This window comes from Deinococcus radiophilus, assembly GCF_020889625.1.
GTDB classification, from domain to species: Bacteria; Deinococcota; Deinococci; order Deinococcales; family Deinococcaceae; genus Deinococcus; species Deinococcus radiophilus.
In genome coordinates, this window is sequence record NZ_CP086380.1 from 614,050 (window position 1) to 633,469 (window position 19,420).

A 19,420-nucleotide genomic window follows, 5' to 3' on the forward strand; every position below is an offset into this window, starting at 1 on the left:
CCGCATTCACTTGCCTGATTGTCCGGGTTACAGAGTGCCCTGCTGTGCTGTCTCAGAAGCATCTTGCTGTAGCTGCGTAGACTGGGCCTATGACCCAGGCACTCACCATTCCTTCCCGCCCCGACACTGCACCTCCTCTGCGGCTGGCGCCGCTGGTGTGTAGCAATACTGAGATCCTGGAAGTGCTGGGTGTGCTGGACTGGGTGGTTGCCGTGGACAGTCATTCCGATAGTCCTGGTCTGGAACATGCGGTGCGGCTGGGACCGGATCAGCAGATTGATGTGCCGCTGCTCAAAGCTCAGGCTCCGGATCTGGTGCTGGCCAGCCTGAGTGTGCCGGGCCTGGAAAAGGTAGTGCAGGAGGTCCGGGACGCCGGCCTGAAGTGCCTGGTGTTGGACCCCATCACTCCTGAGGACATCGCCGGGGATATTCGGCGGGTGGGGGAGGCCGTCGGTCTGCCGGAGCTTGGTCAGCAGCAAGCAGAGCATTTTCTGGCCGAGTTGAACCGGATCGGCCAGCAGAGCCGGAAGCGGCTGTCGGTCTGGCCGCGCCTGCCCAGGGTGGCCGTGGAGTGGTGGCCTAAGCCCATCATTGCCGCCACCCAGGAATCGTGGGTCACACATATGCTGGACCGCCTGGGCGCGGAGAACGCTTTTGCTGCGCGCCCAGGCCGCTCCAGTCCCCTGACGCTGGAGGAGGTCCGCGCCGCGCAGCCAGACCTGATGACCTGCTCGTGGTGCGGGGTCCGCAAGCTCCGCCCAGAAGTGATGGAAGCGCGGGGGCTGGGCGTGCCGGTGGTCTGCATCCCCGAAACTGGCCTGGGCCGCCCTGGCCCCCGCTTATTGGAGGGAATGCAGGCACTGGCTGAGGCACTGGCGGGCTTACCTGTGCCTGAAGCTGCCAAATCATTTTCCTAACTCGGTATACATCAAATTGGAAAACCTCCACCCAGCGGCTGACCGGGTGGAGGTTTTCGGTGCCTGATTGAACTTAGTTCAGTGACTGTACCCAGGCATAGATATGGTTCAGGTCGTCGTCCGAGAGCTGTTCTTGGCTGAACCGCGGCATGGTGCCGGCCAGTTCGCCGCGCGGCGAGTTGCCTTCACGGAGGGTCTGGACGAATTCAGGCTGGCTCCAGCTGGTGGCATTTTCGGTCATGGCTGGGCCGAGGCCGCCCTGGCCTTGTGCGCCGTGGCAGCCACCACAGCTGCTGGCGAAGATCTCCTGGCCAGTGGCTGGATCACCCGTTGTAGCAGCTGCCACAGAGGCATTCGCTTCTTCAGTGTCTTGCTGGGTGTCGGTCGCGGCATCAGCGGCTTCGGCGTCGGCCTGCTCACTTTCAGAAAGCTGGTCTTGTTGGGTACCGTCTTCCGGAGCGGCGGTGTCTGGCTCACCCTCACCGGGTACGGGAGTCTCAGTTTCTTCGCCGGTACCTTCGGCGGCTTCGCCTTCACCGGCAGCGCCGTGATCTTCGCTGGCACCTGCCTCGGCGTGAGCCTCGTGGGCGGCCACTTTGTTCACTGCCGTGCGGTAACCGACCACTGAGCCGCCAATGCCCAGCAGCAGCAGCGCCGTCATGGCCAGAGCGTACATACTTTTCATCGCCCTTACCTTACCACACGGTTAGGCCGCACCAGAGGGCCAAAAGCCCGCCGCTCAGCGAACTTCCAGCAACTTGTTTTCGCCGTCTACCAAGACCACGGTAGGTTCCAGAGTGCGGGCTTCTTCGTCACTGTAATTGCCGAAGGCCGCAATAATGACCAGGTCACCGGGACGCATCAGGTGAGCCGCCGCTCCATTAATTCCGATGACTCCGCTGCCGCGTGCGCCACTCAGCGCATAGGTGTGCAGGCGGTTGCCGTTGGTGATGTTCCAGATATCTACTTTTTCATTGACCAAGATATCTGCGGCGTCCAGCAGATCCTGGTCAATGGTTACACTGCCCACATAGTCCAGATCAGCCTGGGTCACCGTGGCACGGTGGATTTTGGCGCGAAACATGATTCTTTCCACGCGCCAGAGTATAGGGGAAGGCTGTCACACCAACGTGACGCAGACTTGATGGATCAAGGTTTTATCTAGGCCTGGCCTGCGCTCCTTTGTCAGGCCCAGTATTTCCAGAGCAACTGCGCGGCGCTGAGCAGCAGCAGGCCCGCAAAAAAGGTCTTAAGCTGCGCCGCCGGGATTCGGGCCTGCAAGCCTGCGCCAGCCCGCGCACCCATCAGCACCCCCAGGGCCACGGCGCAGGCCAGGGGCAACTCCAGCAGACCACCGGCTTGATAGATCAGGGTGTTGGCTACAGCGGTCAGGCCCATAATGAAGGTGGACGTGGCAATGGCCTCGCGCAGCGGCAGGCCGCCCAGCAGGTTCATCACCGGGACCTGCACCGTGCCGCCCCCAATGCCCAGCAGGCCGCTCATGACTCCCGCAAAGCCCATCCCCGGCGCAGCCCAGGGACTCTGGGTGCTCCCTTGCTCGGCTTTCTGACCGCCGCGCAGCAGCCGGTAAGCCGAGTAGAGCAGCAGCGCCGCAAAGACAGTGGCGACCAAGCGGGCTGGGAGGAACAGCCCCAGCAAGCTGCCGATCACGCCACCCGCGATGGTCAGCGGCGCAAAGAGATACCCGCTGCGGACATGGACCAATCCACGCTCCAGGTAACTGGCCGCTGCACTGACGCCCACCGCCAGCACGCCCACCTGCGATACGGCAATAGCGGCTGCAATGGGCAAAGGTTCTCCCAGCCAGTCGGCGGCCAATTGCAGGCCCGGCACGACCACTACGCCCCCGCCCAGGCCCAGGATGGCGCCCAGAACTCCGGCCAACAGGCCGACAAGGAGCGCAGCAAGGGTCAGGGTCATGGGGCAGATGCTAGCGCCTGCGCTGCCAGGCAACACGCCACCGACTCCTAGCCACTTAGGCGCAATGACTGGTGACTTTCACTTCGTAGAATCACTTCGTAGAGTTGTCTGACTTTCAGTCCTGTCTGCTCCGCACGGTAGGGAACGTTCAAATTGTCTATACAGTCTAGGTACTCGCTGGGGTAGTCAACAAAGCTTGGAGTACCCCATACGCTCAGCGTGAACACCATGACCACGATTAAGATTGTGATGAATACGGGGGTTTTCAGTCGGTTGCAGGCCATGGCGACCTCTCGCTTCCACGCCCACCGGGACTGGACGCCACAACAAAAAGCAGGGGCCAAAGCCCCTGCTCAGTGACTCTATTTTCCACTCAGCCGAGTGCCGATTCCAGCGCGGCCAGTGCCGCAGTGGCGTCCTGAATCCCCGCCTGGGCCATGTCGGAGCGGCCCCCGCCTTTGCCGCCTCCTGCTGCGGCCAGCTTGCCGATCAGCTGACCAGCGTGGGCCCCACGGGCCACAGCATCCTTGCTGGCCTTAACGACCAAGCCACTGTCGGCGGCCACGACCACCAAGTCGGCGTCGCTGGTGTCCAGCAGCTTGTCGGCAGCTCCGCGCAGTGCTCCACCTTCGACACCGCTCAGCTGCACGGCAGCCACCCGGTAGCCGCCAATTTCGCGGACCGCCTGTCCCGCGTGCCCGCCACCCATCTGAGCTTCGGCCAGCTTGGCTTTGGCCTGGGCAGTTTCCTTTTCAGCAGCGCGCAGCTGGGCTTGCAGGCCGCCAATGCGCCCCTCCAGCCCGCTCGTGCCCGTGTTGAGCAGGGCAGCTGCCTGCCCCAGGGTGTTGAGTTGGCCGCGGAGCCAGTGGGTCGCCGCTTCACCGGCCAGTGCCTCAATTCGGCGGACGCCTGCCGACACATTTTCGTCGCTCAGGAGCACGAACGCACCGATATCTCCGGTGCGGCGCACGTGGGCCCCGCCGCACAGTTCCATGCTGGAGACGGTCACGCCGCCGTAGTCCACGTCGCCCTGCACGCTCACCACGCGCACGGTGTCGCCGTACTTTTCGCCAAAGAGCGCGGTGGCCCCGGCAGCCCGTGCCTCGGCAATCGGCATCTCTTGCCAACTGACCGCAAAGTTGGCGCTGATCCAGCGGCTGACCAGGGCTTCGATCTGGGCCAATTCCTCGGCGCTCAGCGGCGCACTGTGCGTAAAGTCGAAGCGCAGGCGGTCGGCCGCCACCAACGAGCCGGCCTGGCGCACGTCGCCGCCCAATACGGCTTTCAGCGCCGCGTGCAGGAGGTGGGTGGCAGTGTGGTGGCGCTGAATGGCAGCCCGGTCCTCGCTCACCACGCCGCGCACGCGCTGGCCCTGGGTCAACTGTCCAGCGGTCACTTCTACGTCATGCAGCCACACGCCGGAGTTCTTGCGGGTGTTCAGCACCCGGCCTTCACCACCTTCCCATTCCAGTCGGCCCGTGTCGCCCACCTCGCCGCCGCCCTCGGCATAGAAGGGAGTGCGGCTCAGCACGACGGTCTGGCGGTCCTGCTCCCCGCCCGTGTCCAGCACGGCCAGCACCTCGCCCGCAGTGTCCAGTTCGTCATAGCCGACGAATTCGGTGGCAGGCAGATTCTTGACCAGTTCGGTTTCACTGTCGAACAGTTCGCCCTTGCCGAATTTGCTCCCGGCACGGGCGGTTTCCTGGGCGCGTTCCAAGGCCAGTTCGTAGCCGGTCACGTCTACGCTCACGCCCTGTTCCTCGGCGATTTCCTGGGTCAGGTCCAGCGGGAAGCCGTAAGTGTCGTACAGGGTGAAAGCATCGTCACCGCTCAGCACCTTCTCGCCGCCCAATTCTTGCAACAGGGCATTCAGGCGGCCGATGCCCTCTTCCAGGGTGCGCAGGAAGCGCTCTTCCTCACCCTTAATGGTGGCGGCAATGCGCTCCTGTTCCTGTACCAGTTCGGGGTAGCCGTCTTTCATGCGGCTTACCACAATCGGCACCAGCCGGTAAATGCTTGGCTCGGTCAGGCCCAGCAAGTAAGCGTGGCGTGAGGCGCGGCGCAGCACCTTACGGACCACATAGCCGCGTCCGGTGTTGCTCAGCGTCACGCCGTCTGCGATCACCATGCTCACGCTGCGGGCGTGTTCGGCGATGACGCGGTGTGACACGCTCTGCTCACCCTCGTAGGGGATCCCACTCAGTTCGGCGATCTTGTCGATCAGCGGGCGGAACACATCGTTGGTATAAAAGTCCGGCTCGTCCTGCACCACGCTCGCCACACGCTCCAGGCCCATGCCAGTGTCGATGTTCTGGTAGGGCAGCGGGGCCAGAATGGGGGTGCCGCTTTCGTCCAGGCCCTGGCGGTCGAACTGCGGAAACACCAGGTTCCAGACTTCCAGAAAGCGGGCGCTCTCGCGGGTCTGGGCGTAGTCTTCCCAGGTATCACTGCCGTACTTTTCGCCCCGGTCGTAGTAGATTTCCGAGCAGGGACCACAGGGGCCGTTGGGGCCTTTGAGCGGTGCGTCGGCAGGCCAGAAGTTCTCGTCAGCTCCGAAGCGGTGAATGTGACTTGCGGGCAGACCATGATCCCCTGTCCAGTAGCCAAAAGCCTCGTCATCGTCCACATAGACCGTCACATACATGCGGTCCTTGTCAAAGCCCATCCAATCCGGGCTGGTCAGGAATTCCCAGGCCCAGGCAATCGCTTCACGCTTGAAGTAGTTCCCAAAGCTGAAGTTGCCCATCATCTCGAACAGGCTCAGGTGGCGGCGGGTGCGGCCTACGTTCTCAATATCATCCATTCGCACGCACTTCTGGGCCGTGGTCACGCGCTGGCTGGTGCCTTCAGAGAATTGCGCGGGTGCGCCCATGAATTGCGGCTTGAACTGCTGCATCCCCGCGACCGTGAACATGGTGGTCGGATCAGGCGCGATCACCGAATGGCCTGGCAGGATCAGGTGTTCTTTGCTGGCAAAAAACTCCAGGAATTTCTGGCGGATTTCGGCGGTGGAGTACTGTTTGGGCGCGGTCATAGCGGCGAGTATAGCGGGCGGGTCATGGGCGCCGCGTAAACCCGCACCGCTTTTTCCGGGGCCGGGTCAGCAGGTGGCCGCGCCGTCAACCCACTGCCAAAGTATGGAATAGATAATATCTTTGTCAGGACCCAGCGCCTATCTTGACGCCATGTCCTTGGGTGATCCCACCGCTGAGGTGGAACAGCAGCTTGCCGAATGTGAGCGTTTATTGTACAGCCAGCCCGCTGACGCGGAAGCAGGCCTGCGGCCCTTGCTGACCCATGCCCGCCAGATTCAGGATGTCGAGCTTGAGGTGCGCTGTTTGGTTTTGCTGTGTGGGGCCATGTTTCTTCAGGCACACTATTCACAGACTGTGGAGTACGCGTTGGTGGCGCTGGACCTTAGCCGTGACTTGGAATTGCCCTCACTGGAGGCCCGCTGCCAGAATGCTCTGGGCCTGGCTTACGACCGCATGGGTCAAAGCGATAAGGCACTGGACGCCCTGATCGCCAGCCTCGAACTGGCCCAGCGCCACGGTGACAACGAAGGCCGCTGCTGAGTGATGAACAACATCGCCTATCTGCAGGTGCGACTGGGGGATTATGCTCAGGCCTACGAACTTCACTTTGAAAGTCTGAAACTGGCCCGTGAGTTGGGGCACGTTCCTTATCAGGTCGACGCAATGATTTGGCTGGGACACGAGTGCTCTAAGTTGGGACGTACCGAACAGGGAGTGGCGTATGCCCGTGAAGCCTTGGCGTTGGCTGGCCGCGAAGGAATGCGGCTTTTGGAGTCTGCGGCGGCGACCACTCTAAGCGAGCTTTTGCTGGATGATGGTCAGGCTGAAGAGGCTGACAAAATTTTGGAGCGGAACATGTCCTTGATCGTGGATACAGGCGATCAAGAGGGTCTGAGCGAGGCGCTGACCGTTTGGGGCAGGGTGCAGCGGAGGCTAGGCCAACTGCCGCAGGCCGAACAGAGTTTGCAAGAGGCGGTGAGGCTGTGCCGCGCCATCTGCTACCCGACTCAAGAGGCCGCCGCGTTGCTGGAGCTGGCCCTGGTGGCAGAGGAGGTAGGCAACCTTCGCGGCGCCTTGGACCTGACGCGTGAACATCATGAACTGAAAACCAAGCTGCACACCGAAGATATCCAGCGCCGGACCCAGGCCCTGACCCTGCAGCTCCGGACTGACGAACTGCGTCACAATGCTGAAGTGGCCCGGCTCCGCAATGAGGAACTGGCCGAAATGAACCTGATGCTGCGCCAGACTGAAGCCGAGCTGATGTATCAGGTGAGCCATGACCACCTCACAGCCCTGATGAACCGTTCTCGTCTGCGTGAACGCCTGACGGCCCTGCTCAGTCAGGATCAATTGCCGCTGGGCATGATTCTGATCAATCTGGATCAGTTCAAGGAGATCAACGAGCGTTACGGTCAGTCCTGCGGTGACTTGGTGTTGATTGAGGTGGCTCAGCGGTTGCTGCATCAAGTGGGGCCTGAAGACTTGGTAGGCCGCGTCAGTGGCGACGAGTTCTTGGTGATTCTCCCCAAGATTGGTGGTGGACCTGAGCTGGATGCCTGTGCCGAGCGCCTGCTTGAGGCGCTGCGCAGGCTCTACCGGATTGAGAACTATCTTTTGGAGGTCACCGCGTCAATGGGAACGGCCTTAGCGCCTGAAGACGGTCTGGACGCGGATGAGCTGACCAAGCGAGTGGACCTGGCGATGTCGCATGCCAAGGTCGCAGACCACGCCAAGATCCAGCGCTACACCGTGGAGCTGGGCGAGGCCGAAAAGGAGCGCCGCCGCTTGGAAGAGGAGCTGAGGGTGGCCATCGCTGCAGGGGAATTGACCCTGCACTATCAGCCACAGTTCCGGTTGCCTCACCAGCAGCTGAGTGGCTGTGAAGCGCTGGTACGTTGGCACAATCCGCGCCGGGGCCTGATTTCGCCGGCCACCTTTATTCCGCTGGCCGAGGAATCGGCCCTGATCGTGGACCTGGGATACTGGGTGATGGAACGGGCCTGCCGGCAAGCGCTGGAATGGGACTTTGTAGGCCGGAACCTGGGCATGTCGGTCAACGTCTCGGCGCACCAGTTTGAGCAGCCCGACTTTGTGGAGCGGGTCAGAACCATTCTGCATACGACTGGATTTCCCGGCGAGCATCTGATCTTGGAACTGACTGAAAGTCTGGTGCTACGCGATATCTCCCAGGCCCAGCGCCATGTGAACGACCTGCACACACACGCGATTCGGATTGCCATTGACGACTTCGGGACCGGGTATTCCAGCTTGAATATGTTGGCTCAGCTGCCTTTTGAGCACCTCAAAATAGACCGCTCGTTTGTGCGGGACCTGACGGCCCAGGAGGCCTATGCCGAGCCCAGTCGGGCGCGGGTGCTGATGCGGGGCATTACTGGGTTGGCCCACAGCTTGCAGCTCAAGGTGATCGCCGAAGGGGTAGAAACCGACGAGCAGCTCAGCCTGCTGCAAGAACTGGGCTGTGACAAGGTACAGGGGTATCTGCTGGGCCGCCCCGTTCCACCAGAGGAAGCGGCGGTCTGGCTGGAGCGCGTGCAGGCGTGAAAAAGCAGGCGCTAGCGGGTGTGGTCCCGTTCCAGTTCCTGGACCCGTTGTTCCAGGTGTGCGATCCGCTGCTCCTGGGCGGCCGTATCCTTTGAGCGGGGACGGCGTAACCGGGCCATCACACCCAGAACAACCAAGATGGGCAGCAGCAGCAACAGCGCAAGGGAGAGGAGTTCAGCGGGGCCAATGGACATGGACCGATGATGGCTTACGGTTCAGGGGTCTTCAGCCCAGCTCGCTGTCCCACCAGATGTCGCGGTCATCGGCCATATCGGCTTTGGAGTCGTCGCCTAGACTGCGCAGCGCCGTTGCCAGGCTGTCCCAATGACGGTCGCTCATGGGATCAATACTGAGTGCTTTCTGGAGATAGCCGACCACTTCCTTGGTCTGGCCCCCGGTCTGGGCCGCACTGGCGGCGCTGTCCAGCACGCTCAGTTGCAGACCTTCTAAGCGGGCGCGCACATCGTCCACCCAGGGGCCGTCGCTGCCCGGCAGGTACTCGCCGTACATGCCTGCCACTTCACGCAGCTCCTCCAGACCCAGCTTGCCCTGGCCTGCCTGGGTCGCCAGCAACTCGTAGCGCTGCACATCGTATTCCGGTTTAATGCTTTCCGAAAGACTGTAGCGTCGGTTGGTGCTGACCACCGCGTCGCTGCCCAGCGGTTTACGTAGACGGTGCAGGGTGGTGTGAAACAGACTGCTGGCGCGGGACTCGTCCTTTTCGGGCCAGAGTGCCTCGGCCGCTTCCCAACTGGTGACTTCCTGGTGTTCCAGCAAATAGAAGAACAGTTCCAGGGCTTTACGCGAGACCCAAGACACGACCTCGCCGTCCTGGGTCACCTGTGCGCTGCCCAGCGCACGGGCCCGCAGGCCGCTTTCGCCTTGCAGGGTCATGCCCACCCGCCGCAGCCGTGCCTCGACCGCTCCAGTCAAGTCAGCTGGGGTAAAGGGCTTGGGCAGATAGTCGTCAGCGCCGAGGTTCATGCCCCGGCGAACATCGGCCCGCTCGGCGTGACTGGACAGCAACATAAAGGGAATACGCGCCAGCTTGTCGTCCTCACGCATCGTCTCCAGAAATTCCAGCCCGGTCATGTACGGCATCACTACGTCACTGATGACCAGCTCTGGCGTAAAGACTTTGAGGAGGTCCAGGGCCTCAACTGGGTGACCGGCTGTCCGAACATCGTGCCCGGCACGGGTCAGAATCACGGAAATCAGTTTGAGAATGGCGGCGTCGTCATCCACCACAAGGATTCTGGGCATGTGTGACAGTGTAGCAGGCAGTGGGAGGCTGCCAAGACCAGTTTGATCCAGTGCAGGGCGCATTTCTTGTGAGGGGTAGGGCAAAATCAGTGGGCGAGTCCTCAGTTTCCAGTGTGATAAATGTCGCGCTCATCGCTTGCGGGTCACGGTCCATCTTCGGCCATCCGACTTTTCAGACAGTCCACCCAGGGTCGGTGGTCTACGCTGGGGTATGTCTGCACTACAGCAAAGCCCGCCGATACAACTGATTCAGGCTCAGATCATGACCCAGGACCCTACGCAGCCACAGGTGGAGGCTGCCTTGGTGGGTGGTGGCCGCGTTCTGGCGGCTGGGGCATTGGTGGATTTGCAGGCCATGGCGCCCAAGGCTGAGCGGCTGGACCACCGCGATCTGATCCTGACGCCGGGACTGTGCGATGCCCATACCCATCTGGTGACTTACGGTTTTACGTTGTCGCAGGTGCAATTGCGTGGTGTGAGCAGTGTGCAGGAGGTGCAGCGCCGTGTGGCCGAGCGCGCCGCCACCACCCCACCAGGCGAGTGGATCCAGGGTGACGGTTTCTTGCTGTCTGAAATGGGTCTCAGTCGCTACCCCACCGCCGCCGAGCTGGACGAGGTCAGCCCACATCATCCAGTGGCGCTGTACTCGCGGGACCACCACATGCGGTGGGTCAATAGCCGCGCGCTGGAACTGGCCGGAATCCATGCGGACACGCCTGACCCGCCCGGTGGACAGGTGGTGCGGCCTCCCCAAGCGGACGGGTTGGGGTCACTGCTGGAGAACGCCACCGCGTTAGTCAACCGCGTGATTCCGCAGGCCGGTGACGCAGCGTACCTGCAAGCGGCGCGGGTCGCCAGTGAAGATCTGCGCGCCCGTGGGTTCGTCAGCACCCATACGATGGCCTTTGAGGCCCCTCAGGCGGCCCGCGCCCTGCAAGCGCTGGAGCGTGAAGAAGCCCTGCCGCTCCGCATCTGGGCCTGTGTGCCCCATACCGAGTTGGACGCTATAGAGCGTTTAGGTCTGGCGGGCCAGCGTGGAGGTGGCCTGTTTCAACTTGGCGGAGTCAAGTTCTTTGCAGATGGCGCACTGGGCAGCCGCACCGCCTGGATGCACGCGCCCGGTTTTGCAGACGGCTCCGGTACGGGCATCGCGCTGGACTCCCCGGAAGTGATTCTGGAAGGGGGCCGCCGGGCACTGGCGCTGGGGCTGGTTCCGGTCACACATGCCATCGGGGACCGGGCCAACACCGAGGTACTGAATGTCTACGATCAACTGCGGCCACTGGCCGATCACGCAGGGGTGCGTCTGCGTATTGAACACGCCCAGCACCTGCGGGATGAGGACCTGCCCCGCTTCAGTGGTCTGGTCGCCAGCCTCCAACCCACCCACATGCCAGCCGACGCTGCATTGATCCGCGAGCTGATGCCACACCGCGAGGCGCTCAGCTTCGCCAGCCGCAGCCTGATGCAGCGCGGAGCCATTCTGGCGTTCGGCAGTGACGCCCCGGTGATGCCGCCCAGTGCCCAGGATAATTTTGCCGCCAGCGTGACGCGTCAGGGCGACTCGGGCGGTCAAATTGCCCCTGCCGAGGCGCTGACCCCAGAAGAGGTGCTGTGGGCCCACACCCGCGGTCCCGCCATCGCGGCGGGCTGGGAGGATGAGGGCGTGATTCGGCCAGGATCACGGGCTGCTTTTACGCTGTGGGACCGTTTAGGAGGGGAGAGCACAGCGCTGGTACTCTGAATGCATGGCCGGGGGCACTCGTCTATAGGCAGCGCCCATAATCCGTGATTGGCCAGCTATCCTGGCCCACACCGCTGCATTGCCTTTTCGCGCCTGCCTCCTTTCGCGTACCCTGAAGTTATGCAGTCTCCCGCTCCCGCCCACCCGATTCACGCCCAGCACCAGGTTCACGTCCGTGAGGTGACCCTGGGCCTGCTGGGTTGTGGCAGCGTGGGCAGCGCCATTTTGGAGCTGCTGGAGCGCCGCCGTCAGACTTTTGCTGACATGGGGGTGCGGATTCAAGTGGCGGGTGTACTGGTGCGCGACGCCTCGCGCCCGCGTGATGTGCCGCGTGGTACGCCTCTGACCGATGACCCCAGCTTTTTGAACAAGTGCGCCGTGGTCATCGAGGTGATGGGCGGCACCGAGCGTCCGCTGGAGTTGCTGCGGCCCTACCTGTGTTCAGGTCGTCCGGTGATTACGGCCAACAAGGCACTGCTGGCCGAGTGCTGGGATGATCTGCGCCCCTTCGCGCTGGCGGGGCAGCTGTACTATGAGGCCAGTGTGATGGCGGGTACGCCAGTCATCGGGCCGATGAGCACGGTGCTGCGAGCCAGTACCTTTCAGCGCTTTCAGGCGGTAGTCAATGGCACCTGTAACTTCATCCTGACCCGTATGGAACAGGGTCTGGACTATCCCGAAGCCCTGGCCGAAGCACAGGCACTGGGCTACGCCGAGGACCCGCCCACCCTGGACGTAGGCGGCTTTGACAGCGCCCATAAGCTGGCGGTGCTGGCCCGCTTCTGCGCGGATGGACGTTTTCCGTTCCAGGCAGTCAGTGTTCAGGGCATTGAGCATCTGACACAGCCGGATATTCAGGCGGCGGCCGCGCGCGGCGAGCGTTACAAGCTGGTGGCCGAACTGATGCGCACTGCTGACGGTAAGGAAGACAGTTGGGAAGGCTGGCAGGCGAAGGTTCATCCGCTGTCACTGCCGGGCGATCATGCCCTGTGCAGCACTGCTGGCAGCCGCAACGCCATGCTCTTTGAGGGCGACGAGTGCGGCCCGCTGCTGTTTGCCGGTGGGGGCGCAGGGGGCATGGTCACGGCCAGTGCGGTGGTGGGCGACCTGCTGGATTGGCTGATCGGCTTTCCGGGTCATGTGCCGCTGCACGGTCCTGAAGAGGGGTTAGGCGCGGAAACGAACTGCGGGTAATTTCCACCTATCACGGCATATGAATAGGCGGCCTCACCATGAAGCCGCCTGTATTGCTCTCAGTGAATGGCGCTAAAACCCCTTAGCTTAGACACCTACTTTGTCGGCGCGGATCTCCTCGCTGGTGTGGTCCCGCAGCTCTGCCACATCTTGCGTCAGGCTGACTTTATATCCGTGTGGGTTCAGCAGGCGCAGGCTACCTTCCTGCAACTGTCCCAGTTCGGCCAGGGCGCGGGCCTGAATGGTGGTCAGATTATCGGCGGGGAAAGTGCGCTGGCCGCCCCGCATCACCACTTCACGGGCGTCTTCCCAGGTCAGCTCAGGTAAGCGGCTGGCCCGCAGCGGGTTGGTAGGGTCACTGACCCGCTCACCAGTCTGCGGCGCTTCACCCAGAGTCAGTACGTCGTAAGCCAGCAGGCCGTCTGCGTCGCGGCCACGCCAGACCCGCTTGTCCCCCGGCACGTTGCTTTTGATCGGGTCGCCGGTCAGCTTCATCTTGGGCTGACCGTTCAGTGCGGCCAACTTGTATACCCCGCCCAGGGCTCCACCGCCGTTGCCGCCTGCGGTGGCCAGCTGGGTGCCGATGCCGTACACGTCTATGCGTCCACCCTCAGCGATCACCGAGGCGATGACCTGCTCGTCCAGGTCATTGCTGGCGACGATCTTCACGTCTGGAAATCCGGCCTCATCCAGCCCGGCCCGCACTCGGCGGCTGAGATAGGCCAAGTCCCCGCTGTCCAGCCGTACGCCGCGTAGCTCGTGGCCCTGTTCGCGTAATTCATGGGCCACCGTAATGGCATTCACCAGGCCGCTTTGCAGGGTGTCGACCGTGTCCAGCAACAGTACGGCGTCATCCGGGTAGGTGCGGGCATAGGCACGGAAAGCCTCTAGCTCGCTGCCGAAGCTCTGCACCCAGGCGTGGGCGTGCGTGCCCGACAGTGGCAGGCCGTAGCGCAGGCCTGCTTCCACGTTGCTGGTGCCGGTGGCTCCGCCCACGAAAGACGCCCGTGAGGCACTCAGGGCGCCGTTGGGTCCCTGGGCGCGGCGGGCGCCGAATTCTACAACCTGCCCACCGTAGGGGCTGCCCTGCGCGGCGATCACGCAGCGGGCGGCCTTGGTGGCCACCAGGGTCTGAAAGTTCAGGCTGTTCAGCAGCGCCGTTTCGACCAGTTGGGCTTCCCACAGTGGCGCGGTCACGCTCAGCAGCGGCACGTGTGGAAAGACGATTCGCCCTTCACGGAAGGCCGTGACCGTCCCACCGAAGTTCCAGTCCCGTAGCGCTTCGAGAAAGTCGGCCCGAAACAGGTTCAGGCTGGCCAGATATTCCAGGTCCTGTGCGCTGAATCTGAGGCTTTCCAGATAGTCCAGCGCAGGTTCCAGTCCCGCCCACACTGCGAAACCGCCCTGGAAAGGTTGCTTGCGGTAGTACAGGTCAAAGGTGGCTGGCTGGGTGTGCATGCCCTCCAGCCAGTAGCCCTGCATCATGGTGAGTTGGTACAGGTCGGTAAACAGGGCCGTGGAGCAGACCAGTTCTCTTTGCTGGGTGGGGGTGATGGGATTCATAGCAAATGACCTCCTGAGTGGTCCAATTGGGTCGCACTGCAATGGTGATTACTGTAGCGGAGCAGGGGAGATAAAAGCCGGGAAGCAGGTCATCCCACTTCCCAACTCGCCATGTCACCCTTCAGGCAGTGACTTCTTCAAGTTGTTTGCCGCGTGTCTCGGTGCCGATGCTCCAAGCGGCGATGGCGGCCACCGCGAAGCTGGCTGCGAATACGCTCAGCGCGGCGCTCAGGTTGCCCGTCACCAACATGGCGCCCAGGCTGGGGGCAATCAGTCCAGCGACGCGGGCAGCGGCGCTCATCAGGCCCATGGCGGTGCTGCGGACGCTGGTGGGGAACAGTTCGGGGGTGTAGGCGTACACGCTGCCCCAGGCGCCCAGCAGGGCGGCACTCAGCAGGGCCGAGGTGGCCAGTACGCTTCCGGCTCCGCTGGCCGAGAGGAAAAGGTAAGTGCTTACGGCGCCCACCGCCAGGAAGCCGGCCACGGTGGCGCGGCGGCCCACGGCGTCTACCAGATAGGCCGCCAGGAAATAGCCCGGCAGCTGCGCGAAGGCCAGCAGCAAGGTGGTGCGGTACACGTCTGCCAGTTCCATGCCCCCGGCCCGCAGATAGGTCGGCAGCCAGGTGAAGATGCCGTAGTACCCCAGTGACAGCCCGAACCACACCAGCGCCAGCAAGATGGTCCGCTTGCTGAGGCTGCCGCTGAACAGGCTGGCCGCGCTGACTCTGGCTTGCTGCAAAGGCGGAGCCAGTTGGATACCCGCCAGCGCATCGGCATTGCCGTTGCTGCGGGCCACGGTGTCTACAGCGGCGCGGGCCCGGGCGTCCTGGCCCCGGCCGAGCAAAAAGCGCGGCGAGTCGGGAATCCCGAAGCGGGCCAACAGTCCGATCAGCATGGGCAGCGCGGCCAGACCCAGCAGCCAGCGCCAGGCATCTTCAGGCGCCATGACTGAGTTCAGATACCAGGCCAGCCCGGCCACGATGATGGTTCCTACGGCCCAGAAGCTCTCCAGATAGACCAGGAATTTGCCGCGCCACGCGGTCGGGACAAATTCGGCCATCATGGCGTAGTCCACCGGCAGCGTGCCGCCGATGGCAAACCCGGTCAGGAAACGGGCCACCATCAGCAAGGTGACGGTAGGGGCGAGGGCCCCGCTGAGGCCAAAAATGACCCCCAGTGAGACGGTAATCAGGAAGACGTTGCGCCGCCCGATCCGGTCTGCCAGGTTGCCCCAGAAAATAGCCCCGACGAACATGCCCAGGAAGGTGGCGGTGAGGAGTGGGACTGCGGAGGCTCCTTCCAGCCCAAACTCGGCCCGGATGCCCGGCAGCGCGAAGCTCATCAGCAGCACTTCCATGGCGTCGGCGGCCCAGGTCAGCCCGCAGATGGCCAGCAGTTTCCACTGAAAGGGCCCTAGGCCAATCTGGTCAAGAGCGTCGTCCACGCTGACCTGTGAGCTGCCAGCAACCACCTGTGGCCCGGCGGCTTGTGAAATTTGTGTCATGCCAGAAGAATAAAGGACGGGATCACCTTTGTCTGTCAGGCGGGGTGACACCTCTGCGGTAACGCCAGGGGAGACGTGCCGGCATCAGTACAGGCCTATCAGTAAAGCATTCGACAGAATAAGCGCAAGCGTTTCTGTCCGAGCTGGGCGAGTCAAATACTACGAGCAGGACAGAAAATGGAGCGAGTAAGAGCGCTTTTCTCTTGCTCGCGTAATTTGGAGCACTGCTCTAAGACGGAGTAGGCCGCTGGCTCCTGACCTCCTTCCGGCGCAAAGTAAAGGGTGACAAAGTAAGCTGGTGTGGTAGAGCTGCTCGCCGTAACGGTGCAGGGCAGCCCGGTGGATGGCCCCCCAACGTCGTCCAGCTTGAGGATGATCCGGCCTGCTTCCTGCCAGTAGGTGGGGACCGCTTCTCGCTGCGCTGTCAGGTCCACGGTCTGCACGCCCAGCACTTCGCAGTGCAGATCATCACAGGTGTCGTTCTGGTGCAGGTAGGTCACCCTGACTCGGTGGACCGTCTCACCCCCGAAGCCCGCCTTCCAGATTTCGGGTAGCCCGATGACCCCATAGGTCCCCGACTCGGCCCGTAGGATATTCATGCTCACAGCGGAAATTCCGGCCCTGAGGACTTCGGGATATTCGGGAGTGTCTTGAATAGGTGGGAGTGCCAAAATCGCTGATTGTTGTGGCGGATCAATCTTGGCGGTCATTGGGGATGTACAGGCGGTCAGACCCAATATCAAGAAGAAGCTGAGGCACTGGCGCACGATTCAGCTTAGAGCAGGCCACTTTCTGTAACTAAAAACCCCGCCCGCAGGCGAGGTAATTTGGTGGTGTACCCAGGAAGATTCGAACTCCCGACCTTCTGATCCGTAGTCAGACGCTCTATCCAGCTGAGCTATGGGTACACGGCTTGAGTGGCAATCACTCGGCGCTAGCGCACCGGCAGGAAAAGAGTATAGGCATATGTAGCGGCCAATGCAAGGGGGGAAGGGAGGAGCAAGCAAGACACAAAAAAACCCCGCCCGGAGGCGAGGTGATTTGGTGGTGTACCCAGGAAGATTCGAACTCCCGACCTTCTGATCCGTAGTCAGACGCTCTATCCAGCTGAGCTATGGGTACGCACGTGGCGGAGAGGGAGGGATTCGAACCCTCGATACCTTGCGGTATACACCCTTAGCAGGGGTGCGGTTTCAGCCACTCACCCACCTCCCCAGATTGTGCGTGCGCCTGCTCAGACCCTTTGTGGCGGAGGGTGAGGGATTCGAACCCCCGGTAGGTTGCCCTACTGCAGTTTTCAAGACTGCTGCCTTCAACCACTCGGCCAACCCCCCAGCTTTTGCGGGGAACCTGCGCGGACACTCCCAGATGGGGGCCGCTTCACAAGCGCGAAAGGAAGTATAAGGACTGATTCCGGCCTTGTCAAACTTGGCCCAGCTTGGCCCCGGTGCAGCTTGCCCTGGGTGCGCCAGGCTGCGTATCATGCCTCTATGATTGCCCGCGCTCCCCTGATTGACCTGTGGTTCACAGGTGTCGGCGGCCCATGCGCGGTTCCGCGTGGCCTGACCCGAACTCTGAGCACCTGAGAGCGCCCATCATCCCGGCTCTCAGGTGACCAGTTTTTTTGGATGTGTGGGTCACGCTTTTGCCGTGCCCTGTTAGCCCCAGACCACCCTAGTCTTCATCCGAGGAGAAACCCTGATGCACATTACCCTTCCCGATGGCAAACAGCTGGAGTTGCCCGCCGGAGCCACCGCCTATGACGTGGCCGCCCAGATCAGCGAGCGCCTGGCGGGTGACGCCGTGGCCGCCCGCGTCGGCGGCGAACTGACCGACCTGCTGACCCCCCTGAACGACGGTGACAGCGTCAGCCTGATTACCAAGAAAGACATTACCGGCACTGAGGGTCTGTACCGCCACTCCCTGGGCCACGTGATGAGCCAGGCGGTGGGCGAGTTCTACCGCGCCAAGGGCTACAGCGACGATCAGATCAAGCGCGGTGTCGGTCCCGCCATCGAGAACGGCTGGTACCAGGATTTCGACCTGCCCGAGCCGCTCAGCGAGGACGACCTGCCCCAGATCGAGGCACTGATGCGTGACATCATCGGACGCAAGCTGGAATTCTCGCGCCGTGAGGTGAGCCGCGCCGAGGCGCTGGACGTGTTCGCCCACGACCCCTACAAGGCCGAGCTGATCGAGGCCCTGCCTGAAGACGAGGTGGTCACGCTCTATGCCCAGGGCGACTACACCGACCTGTGCCGTGGGCCGCACTTTCCCTCTACCCACCGCCTGCCCACCGCCTTCCGGCTGATGTCCACCAGTGGAGCCTACTGGCGCGGCAACGAGAAGAATCCCATCTTGCAGCGTATCTACGGGGTGGCCTTTGGCACCCAGGCCGAGTTGGATGAATATTTGCACCTGCTGGAAGAGGCCCGGCGCCGTGACCACCGCCGCCTGGGCAAGGAGCTGGACCTGTTCTTCACCAGCGATGTAATTGGGCCGGGCCTGCCCATCTGGCTGCCTTCGGGCGCGACGATTCGCCGCGAGCTGGAGCGGTTCATCGTGGACACCGAGCTGAAAAACGGCTACCAGCACGTGTACTCGCCCGCGCTGGCGAAATCCGAGCTGTACAAGATCAGCGGCCACTGGGACCACTACCAGGAGGACATGTTCCCCATCATGCACCTGGACCAGGAGGAGCTGGTGCTGCGGCCCATGAACTGCCCGCACCATATTCAGATTTATGCCCACAGGCCGCACTCCTACCGCGAGCTGCCCATCAAGATCGCCGAGCTGGGCACCATGTACCGCTACGAGCAGAGCGGGCAGCTGACCGGCCTATCGCGGGTCCGCAGCATGACGCTGAACGACGCCCACATCTTCTGCCGCCCGGACCAGATTCAGGAAGAGTTCAAGGCCGTGGTGCGGATGATTCAGGAAGTGTACGAGGTGCTGGGGTTCAAGGATTACAGCTACCGGCTGTCGCTGCGTGACCCTCAGGACACCGAAAAGTACTACCAGGACGACCAGATGTGGAACACCGCCGAGGCGCAGCTGCGTGAAGCGCTGGCGGACCTGGGTGTGGACTACTACGAGTCGCCCGGCGACGCGGCCTTTTACGGTCCCAAGCTGGACGTACAGGTCCGCAGCGCCCTGGGCAAGGACGAAACCATCAGCACGGCGCAGCTGGACTTTCTGCTGCCGCAGAAGTTCGACCTGGAGTACGTGGCCGAGGACGGCTCGCGCCAGCGCCCGGTGATGATTCACCGTGGGGTGATTTCCACCATGGAGCGCATGACCGCTTTCCTGATCGAAAACACCGCCGGCAATTTCCCCTTCTGGCTGGCGCCGCGTCAGGTCATGATTATTCCGATTGCCGACCGTCACAACGCCTACGCCGAGGAACTGCGGGCCGAACTGGTGGCTGCCGGCCTGCGGGCCGAGGTGGACACCGGCAGCGACCGCATGAACGCCAAGGTGCGTGACGCCGAACTGAAAAAGATTCCGGTGATGCTGATTGTGGGCGACAAGGAGCAGGAAGCGCGGGCCGTGAGCGTGCGCGAACGTACCCCTGAGGGCCACCAGGAGCGCAAGGGCGTGCTGTTCGCTGATCTGAAGGCCGAATTGCTGACCCGTTACCAGACCCGCGCCTGAGCTGATTTAGGCAGGGCTGCCCCGCAGGATTGACAGGAGC

At 62.6% G+C, this 19,420-nt stretch carries 15 protein-coding genes and 4 tRNA genes; 6 read left to right on the forward strand and 13 right to left on the reverse strand.

Annotated elements, in window-relative coordinates; all coding sequences use genetic code 11:
• Window positions 1-89 precede the first annotated feature (89 nt).
• Window positions 90-917 (forward strand): ABC transporter substrate-binding protein, encoded by an 828-nt coding sequence (locus LMT64_RS03285; RefSeq protein ID WP_126352780.1) that lies wholly within the window; start codon window positions 90-92, stop codon window positions 915-917.
• A 73-nt stretch (window positions 918-990) separates the two neighbouring features.
• Here LMT64_RS03285 and LMT64_RS03290 read toward each other — a convergent pair whose 3' ends face one another.
• The 4 genes from LMT64_RS03290 to alaS all read right to left on the reverse strand — a co-directional run bounded on the left by LMT64_RS03290 (window position 991) and on the right by alaS (window position 5,892).
• Window positions 991-1,602, reverse strand: coding sequence for a c-type cytochrome (locus tag LMT64_RS03290; protein WP_126352779.1), 612 nt, complete (start codon window positions 1,600-1,602; stop codon window positions 991-993).
• Between the two features lie 54 nt (window positions 1,603-1,656).
• Window positions 1,657-2,013, reverse strand: a complete 357-nt coding sequence (panD, locus tag LMT64_RS03295) for an aspartate 1-decarboxylase (protein ID WP_126352778.1) — start codon at window positions 2,011-2,013, stop codon at window positions 1,657-1,659.
• Between the two features lie 89 nt (window positions 2,014-2,102).
• Complete coding sequence (locus LMT64_RS03300) at window positions 2,103-2,858, reverse strand: sulfite exporter TauE/SafE family protein (protein WP_126352777.1); 756 nt, start codon at window positions 2,856-2,858, stop codon at window positions 2,103-2,105.
• Window positions 2,859-3,231: 373 nt separating this feature from the next.
• Window positions 3,232-5,892: an alanine--tRNA ligase gene (gene alaS, locus LMT64_RS03305; RefSeq protein WP_229253354.1), complete on the reverse strand. Its 2,661-nt coding sequence runs from the start codon at window positions 5,890-5,892 to the stop codon at window positions 3,232-3,234.
• Between the two features lie 151 nt (window positions 5,893-6,043).
• Here alaS and LMT64_RS03310 point away from each other — a divergent pair, with 151 nt between their 5' ends.
• Entirely contained in the window at window positions 6,044-6,433 is a 390-nt protein-coding gene (locus tag LMT64_RS03310; protein ID WP_126352775.1) for a hypothetical protein, read from the forward strand.
• Between the two features lie 3 nt (window positions 6,434-6,436).
• Entirely contained in the window at window positions 6,437-8,458 is a 2,022-nt protein-coding gene (locus LMT64_RS03315; protein WP_229253355.1) for a putative bifunctional diguanylate cyclase/phosphodiesterase, read from the forward strand.
• An 11-nt stretch (window positions 8,459-8,469) separates the two neighbouring features.
• On the opposite strand, the gene LMT64_RS03320 is transcribed toward LMT64_RS03315, so the two are convergent.
• Together LMT64_RS03320 and LMT64_RS03325 are read right to left on the reverse strand one after the other, a co-directional pair.
• Window positions 8,470-8,652 (reverse strand): hypothetical protein, encoded by a 183-nt coding sequence (locus LMT64_RS03320; protein ID WP_126352773.1) that lies wholly within the window; start codon window positions 8,650-8,652, stop codon window positions 8,470-8,472.
• A 31-nt stretch (window positions 8,653-8,683) separates the two neighbouring features.
• A complete protein-coding gene (locus LMT64_RS03325) occupies window positions 8,684-9,721 on the reverse strand; it encodes a response regulator (protein ID WP_126352772.1) in 1,038 nt (345 codons plus the stop codon).
• Between the two features lie 262 nt (window positions 9,722-9,983).
• On the opposite strand from LMT64_RS03325, the gene LMT64_RS03330 reads away from it, so the two are divergent.
• Both LMT64_RS03330 and LMT64_RS03335 read left to right on the forward strand, forming a co-directional pair.
• Window positions 9,984-11,465: an amidohydrolase gene (locus tag LMT64_RS03330; RefSeq protein WP_229253356.1), complete on the forward strand. Its 1,482-nt coding sequence runs from the start codon at window positions 9,984-9,986 to the stop codon at window positions 11,463-11,465.
• Between the two features lie 120 nt (window positions 11,466-11,585).
• The gene (locus tag LMT64_RS03335) at window positions 11,586-12,659 is read left to right on the forward strand and encodes a homoserine dehydrogenase (RefSeq protein ID WP_126352770.1); all 1,074 of its coding nucleotides are present in this window, start codon (window positions 11,586-11,588) and stop codon (window positions 12,657-12,659) included.
• Window positions 12,660-12,746: 87 nt separating this feature from the next.
• Here LMT64_RS03335 and LMT64_RS03340 read toward each other — a convergent pair whose 3' ends face one another.
• From LMT64_RS03340 to LMT64_RS03370, 7 genes are all read right to left on the reverse strand, one after another.
• The gene (locus tag LMT64_RS03340) at window positions 12,747-14,222 is read right to left on the reverse strand and encodes a nicotinate phosphoribosyltransferase (RefSeq protein ID WP_126352769.1); all 1,476 of its coding nucleotides are present in this window, start codon (window positions 14,220-14,222) and stop codon (window positions 12,747-12,749) included.
• 121 nt (window positions 14,223-14,343) lie between these two features.
• Window positions 14,344-15,726: an MFS transporter gene (locus LMT64_RS03345; RefSeq protein ID WP_126352768.1), complete on the reverse strand. Its 1,383-nt coding sequence runs from the start codon at window positions 15,724-15,726 to the stop codon at window positions 14,344-14,346.
• Window positions 15,727-15,878: 152 nt separating this feature from the next.
• The gene (locus LMT64_RS03350; RefSeq protein WP_126352767.1) at window positions 15,879-16,436 is read right to left on the reverse strand and encodes a hypothetical protein; all 558 of its coding nucleotides are present in this window, start codon (window positions 16,434-16,436) and stop codon (window positions 15,879-15,881) included.
• 121 nt (window positions 16,437-16,557) lie between these two features.
• Window positions 16,558-16,634 (reverse strand) — tRNA-Arg (locus LMT64_RS03355).
• Window positions 16,635-16,771: 137 nt separating this feature from the next.
• A tRNA-Arg gene (locus LMT64_RS03360) sits at window positions 16,772-16,848 on the reverse strand.
• Between the two features lie 5 nt (window positions 16,849-16,853).
• A tRNA-Ser gene (locus LMT64_RS03365) sits at window positions 16,854-16,941 on the reverse strand.
• A gap of 31 nt (window positions 16,942-16,972) precedes the next feature.
• A tRNA-Ser gene (locus tag LMT64_RS03370) sits at window positions 16,973-17,060 on the reverse strand.
• 367 nt (window positions 17,061-17,427) lie between these two features.
• Between LMT64_RS03370 and thrS the strand changes: the two genes are divergently transcribed.
• Window positions 17,428-19,380, forward strand: a complete 1,953-nt coding sequence (gene thrS, locus LMT64_RS03375; RefSeq protein ID WP_126352766.1) for a threonine--tRNA ligase — start codon at window positions 17,428-17,430, stop codon at window positions 19,378-19,380.
• The last annotated feature ends 40 nt before the right edge of the window (window positions 19,381-19,420 follow it).

Coding starts and splice junctions, on each gene's coding strand:
- LMT64_RS03285 (WP_126352780.1), top strand. CDS start 90: ATGACCCAGGCACTCACCATTCCTTCCCGCCCCGACACTGCACCTCCT.
- LMT64_RS03290 (WP_126352779.1), bottom strand. CDS start 1,602: ATGAAAAGTATGTACGCTCTGGCCATGACGGCGCTGCTGCTGCTGGGC.
- LMT64_RS03300 (WP_126352777.1), bottom strand. CDS start 2,858: ATGACCCTGACCCTTGCTGCGCTCCTTGTCGGCCTGTTGGCCGGAGTT.
- alaS (WP_229253354.1), bottom strand. CDS start 5,892: ATGACCGCGCCCAAACAGTACTCCACCGCCGAAATCCGCCAGAAATTC.
- LMT64_RS03310 (WP_126352775.1), top strand. CDS start 6,044: ATGTCCTTGGGTGATCCCACCGCTGAGGTGGAACAGCAGCTTGCCGAA.
- LMT64_RS03315 (WP_229253355.1), top strand. CDS start 6,437: ATGAACAACATCGCCTATCTGCAGGTGCGACTGGGGGATTATGCTCAG.
- LMT64_RS03320 (WP_126352773.1), bottom strand. CDS start 8,652: ATGTCCATTGGCCCCGCTGAACTCCTCTCCCTTGCGCTGTTGCTGCTG.
- LMT64_RS03325 (WP_126352772.1), bottom strand. CDS start 9,721: ATGCCCAGAATCCTTGTGGTGGATGACGACGCCGCCATTCTCAAACTG.
- LMT64_RS03330 (WP_229253356.1), top strand. CDS start 9,984: ATGACCCAGGACCCTACGCAGCCACAGGTGGAGGCTGCCTTGGTGGGT.
- LMT64_RS03335 (WP_126352770.1), top strand. CDS start 11,586: ATGCAGTCTCCCGCTCCCGCCCACCCGATTCACGCCCAGCACCAGGTT.
- LMT64_RS03340 (WP_126352769.1), bottom strand. CDS start 14,222: ATGAATCCCATCACCCCCACCCAGCAAAGAGAACTGGTCTGCTCCACG.
- LMT64_RS03345 (WP_126352768.1), bottom strand. CDS start 15,726: ATGACACAAATTTCACAAGCCGCCGGGCCACAGGTGGTTGCTGGCAGC.
- LMT64_RS03350 (WP_126352767.1), bottom strand. CDS start 16,436: ATGACCGCCAAGATTGATCCGCCACAACAATCAGCGATTTTGGCACTC.
- thrS (WP_126352766.1), top strand. CDS start 17,428: ATGCACATTACCCTTCCCGATGGCAAACAGCTGGAGTTGCCCGCCGGA.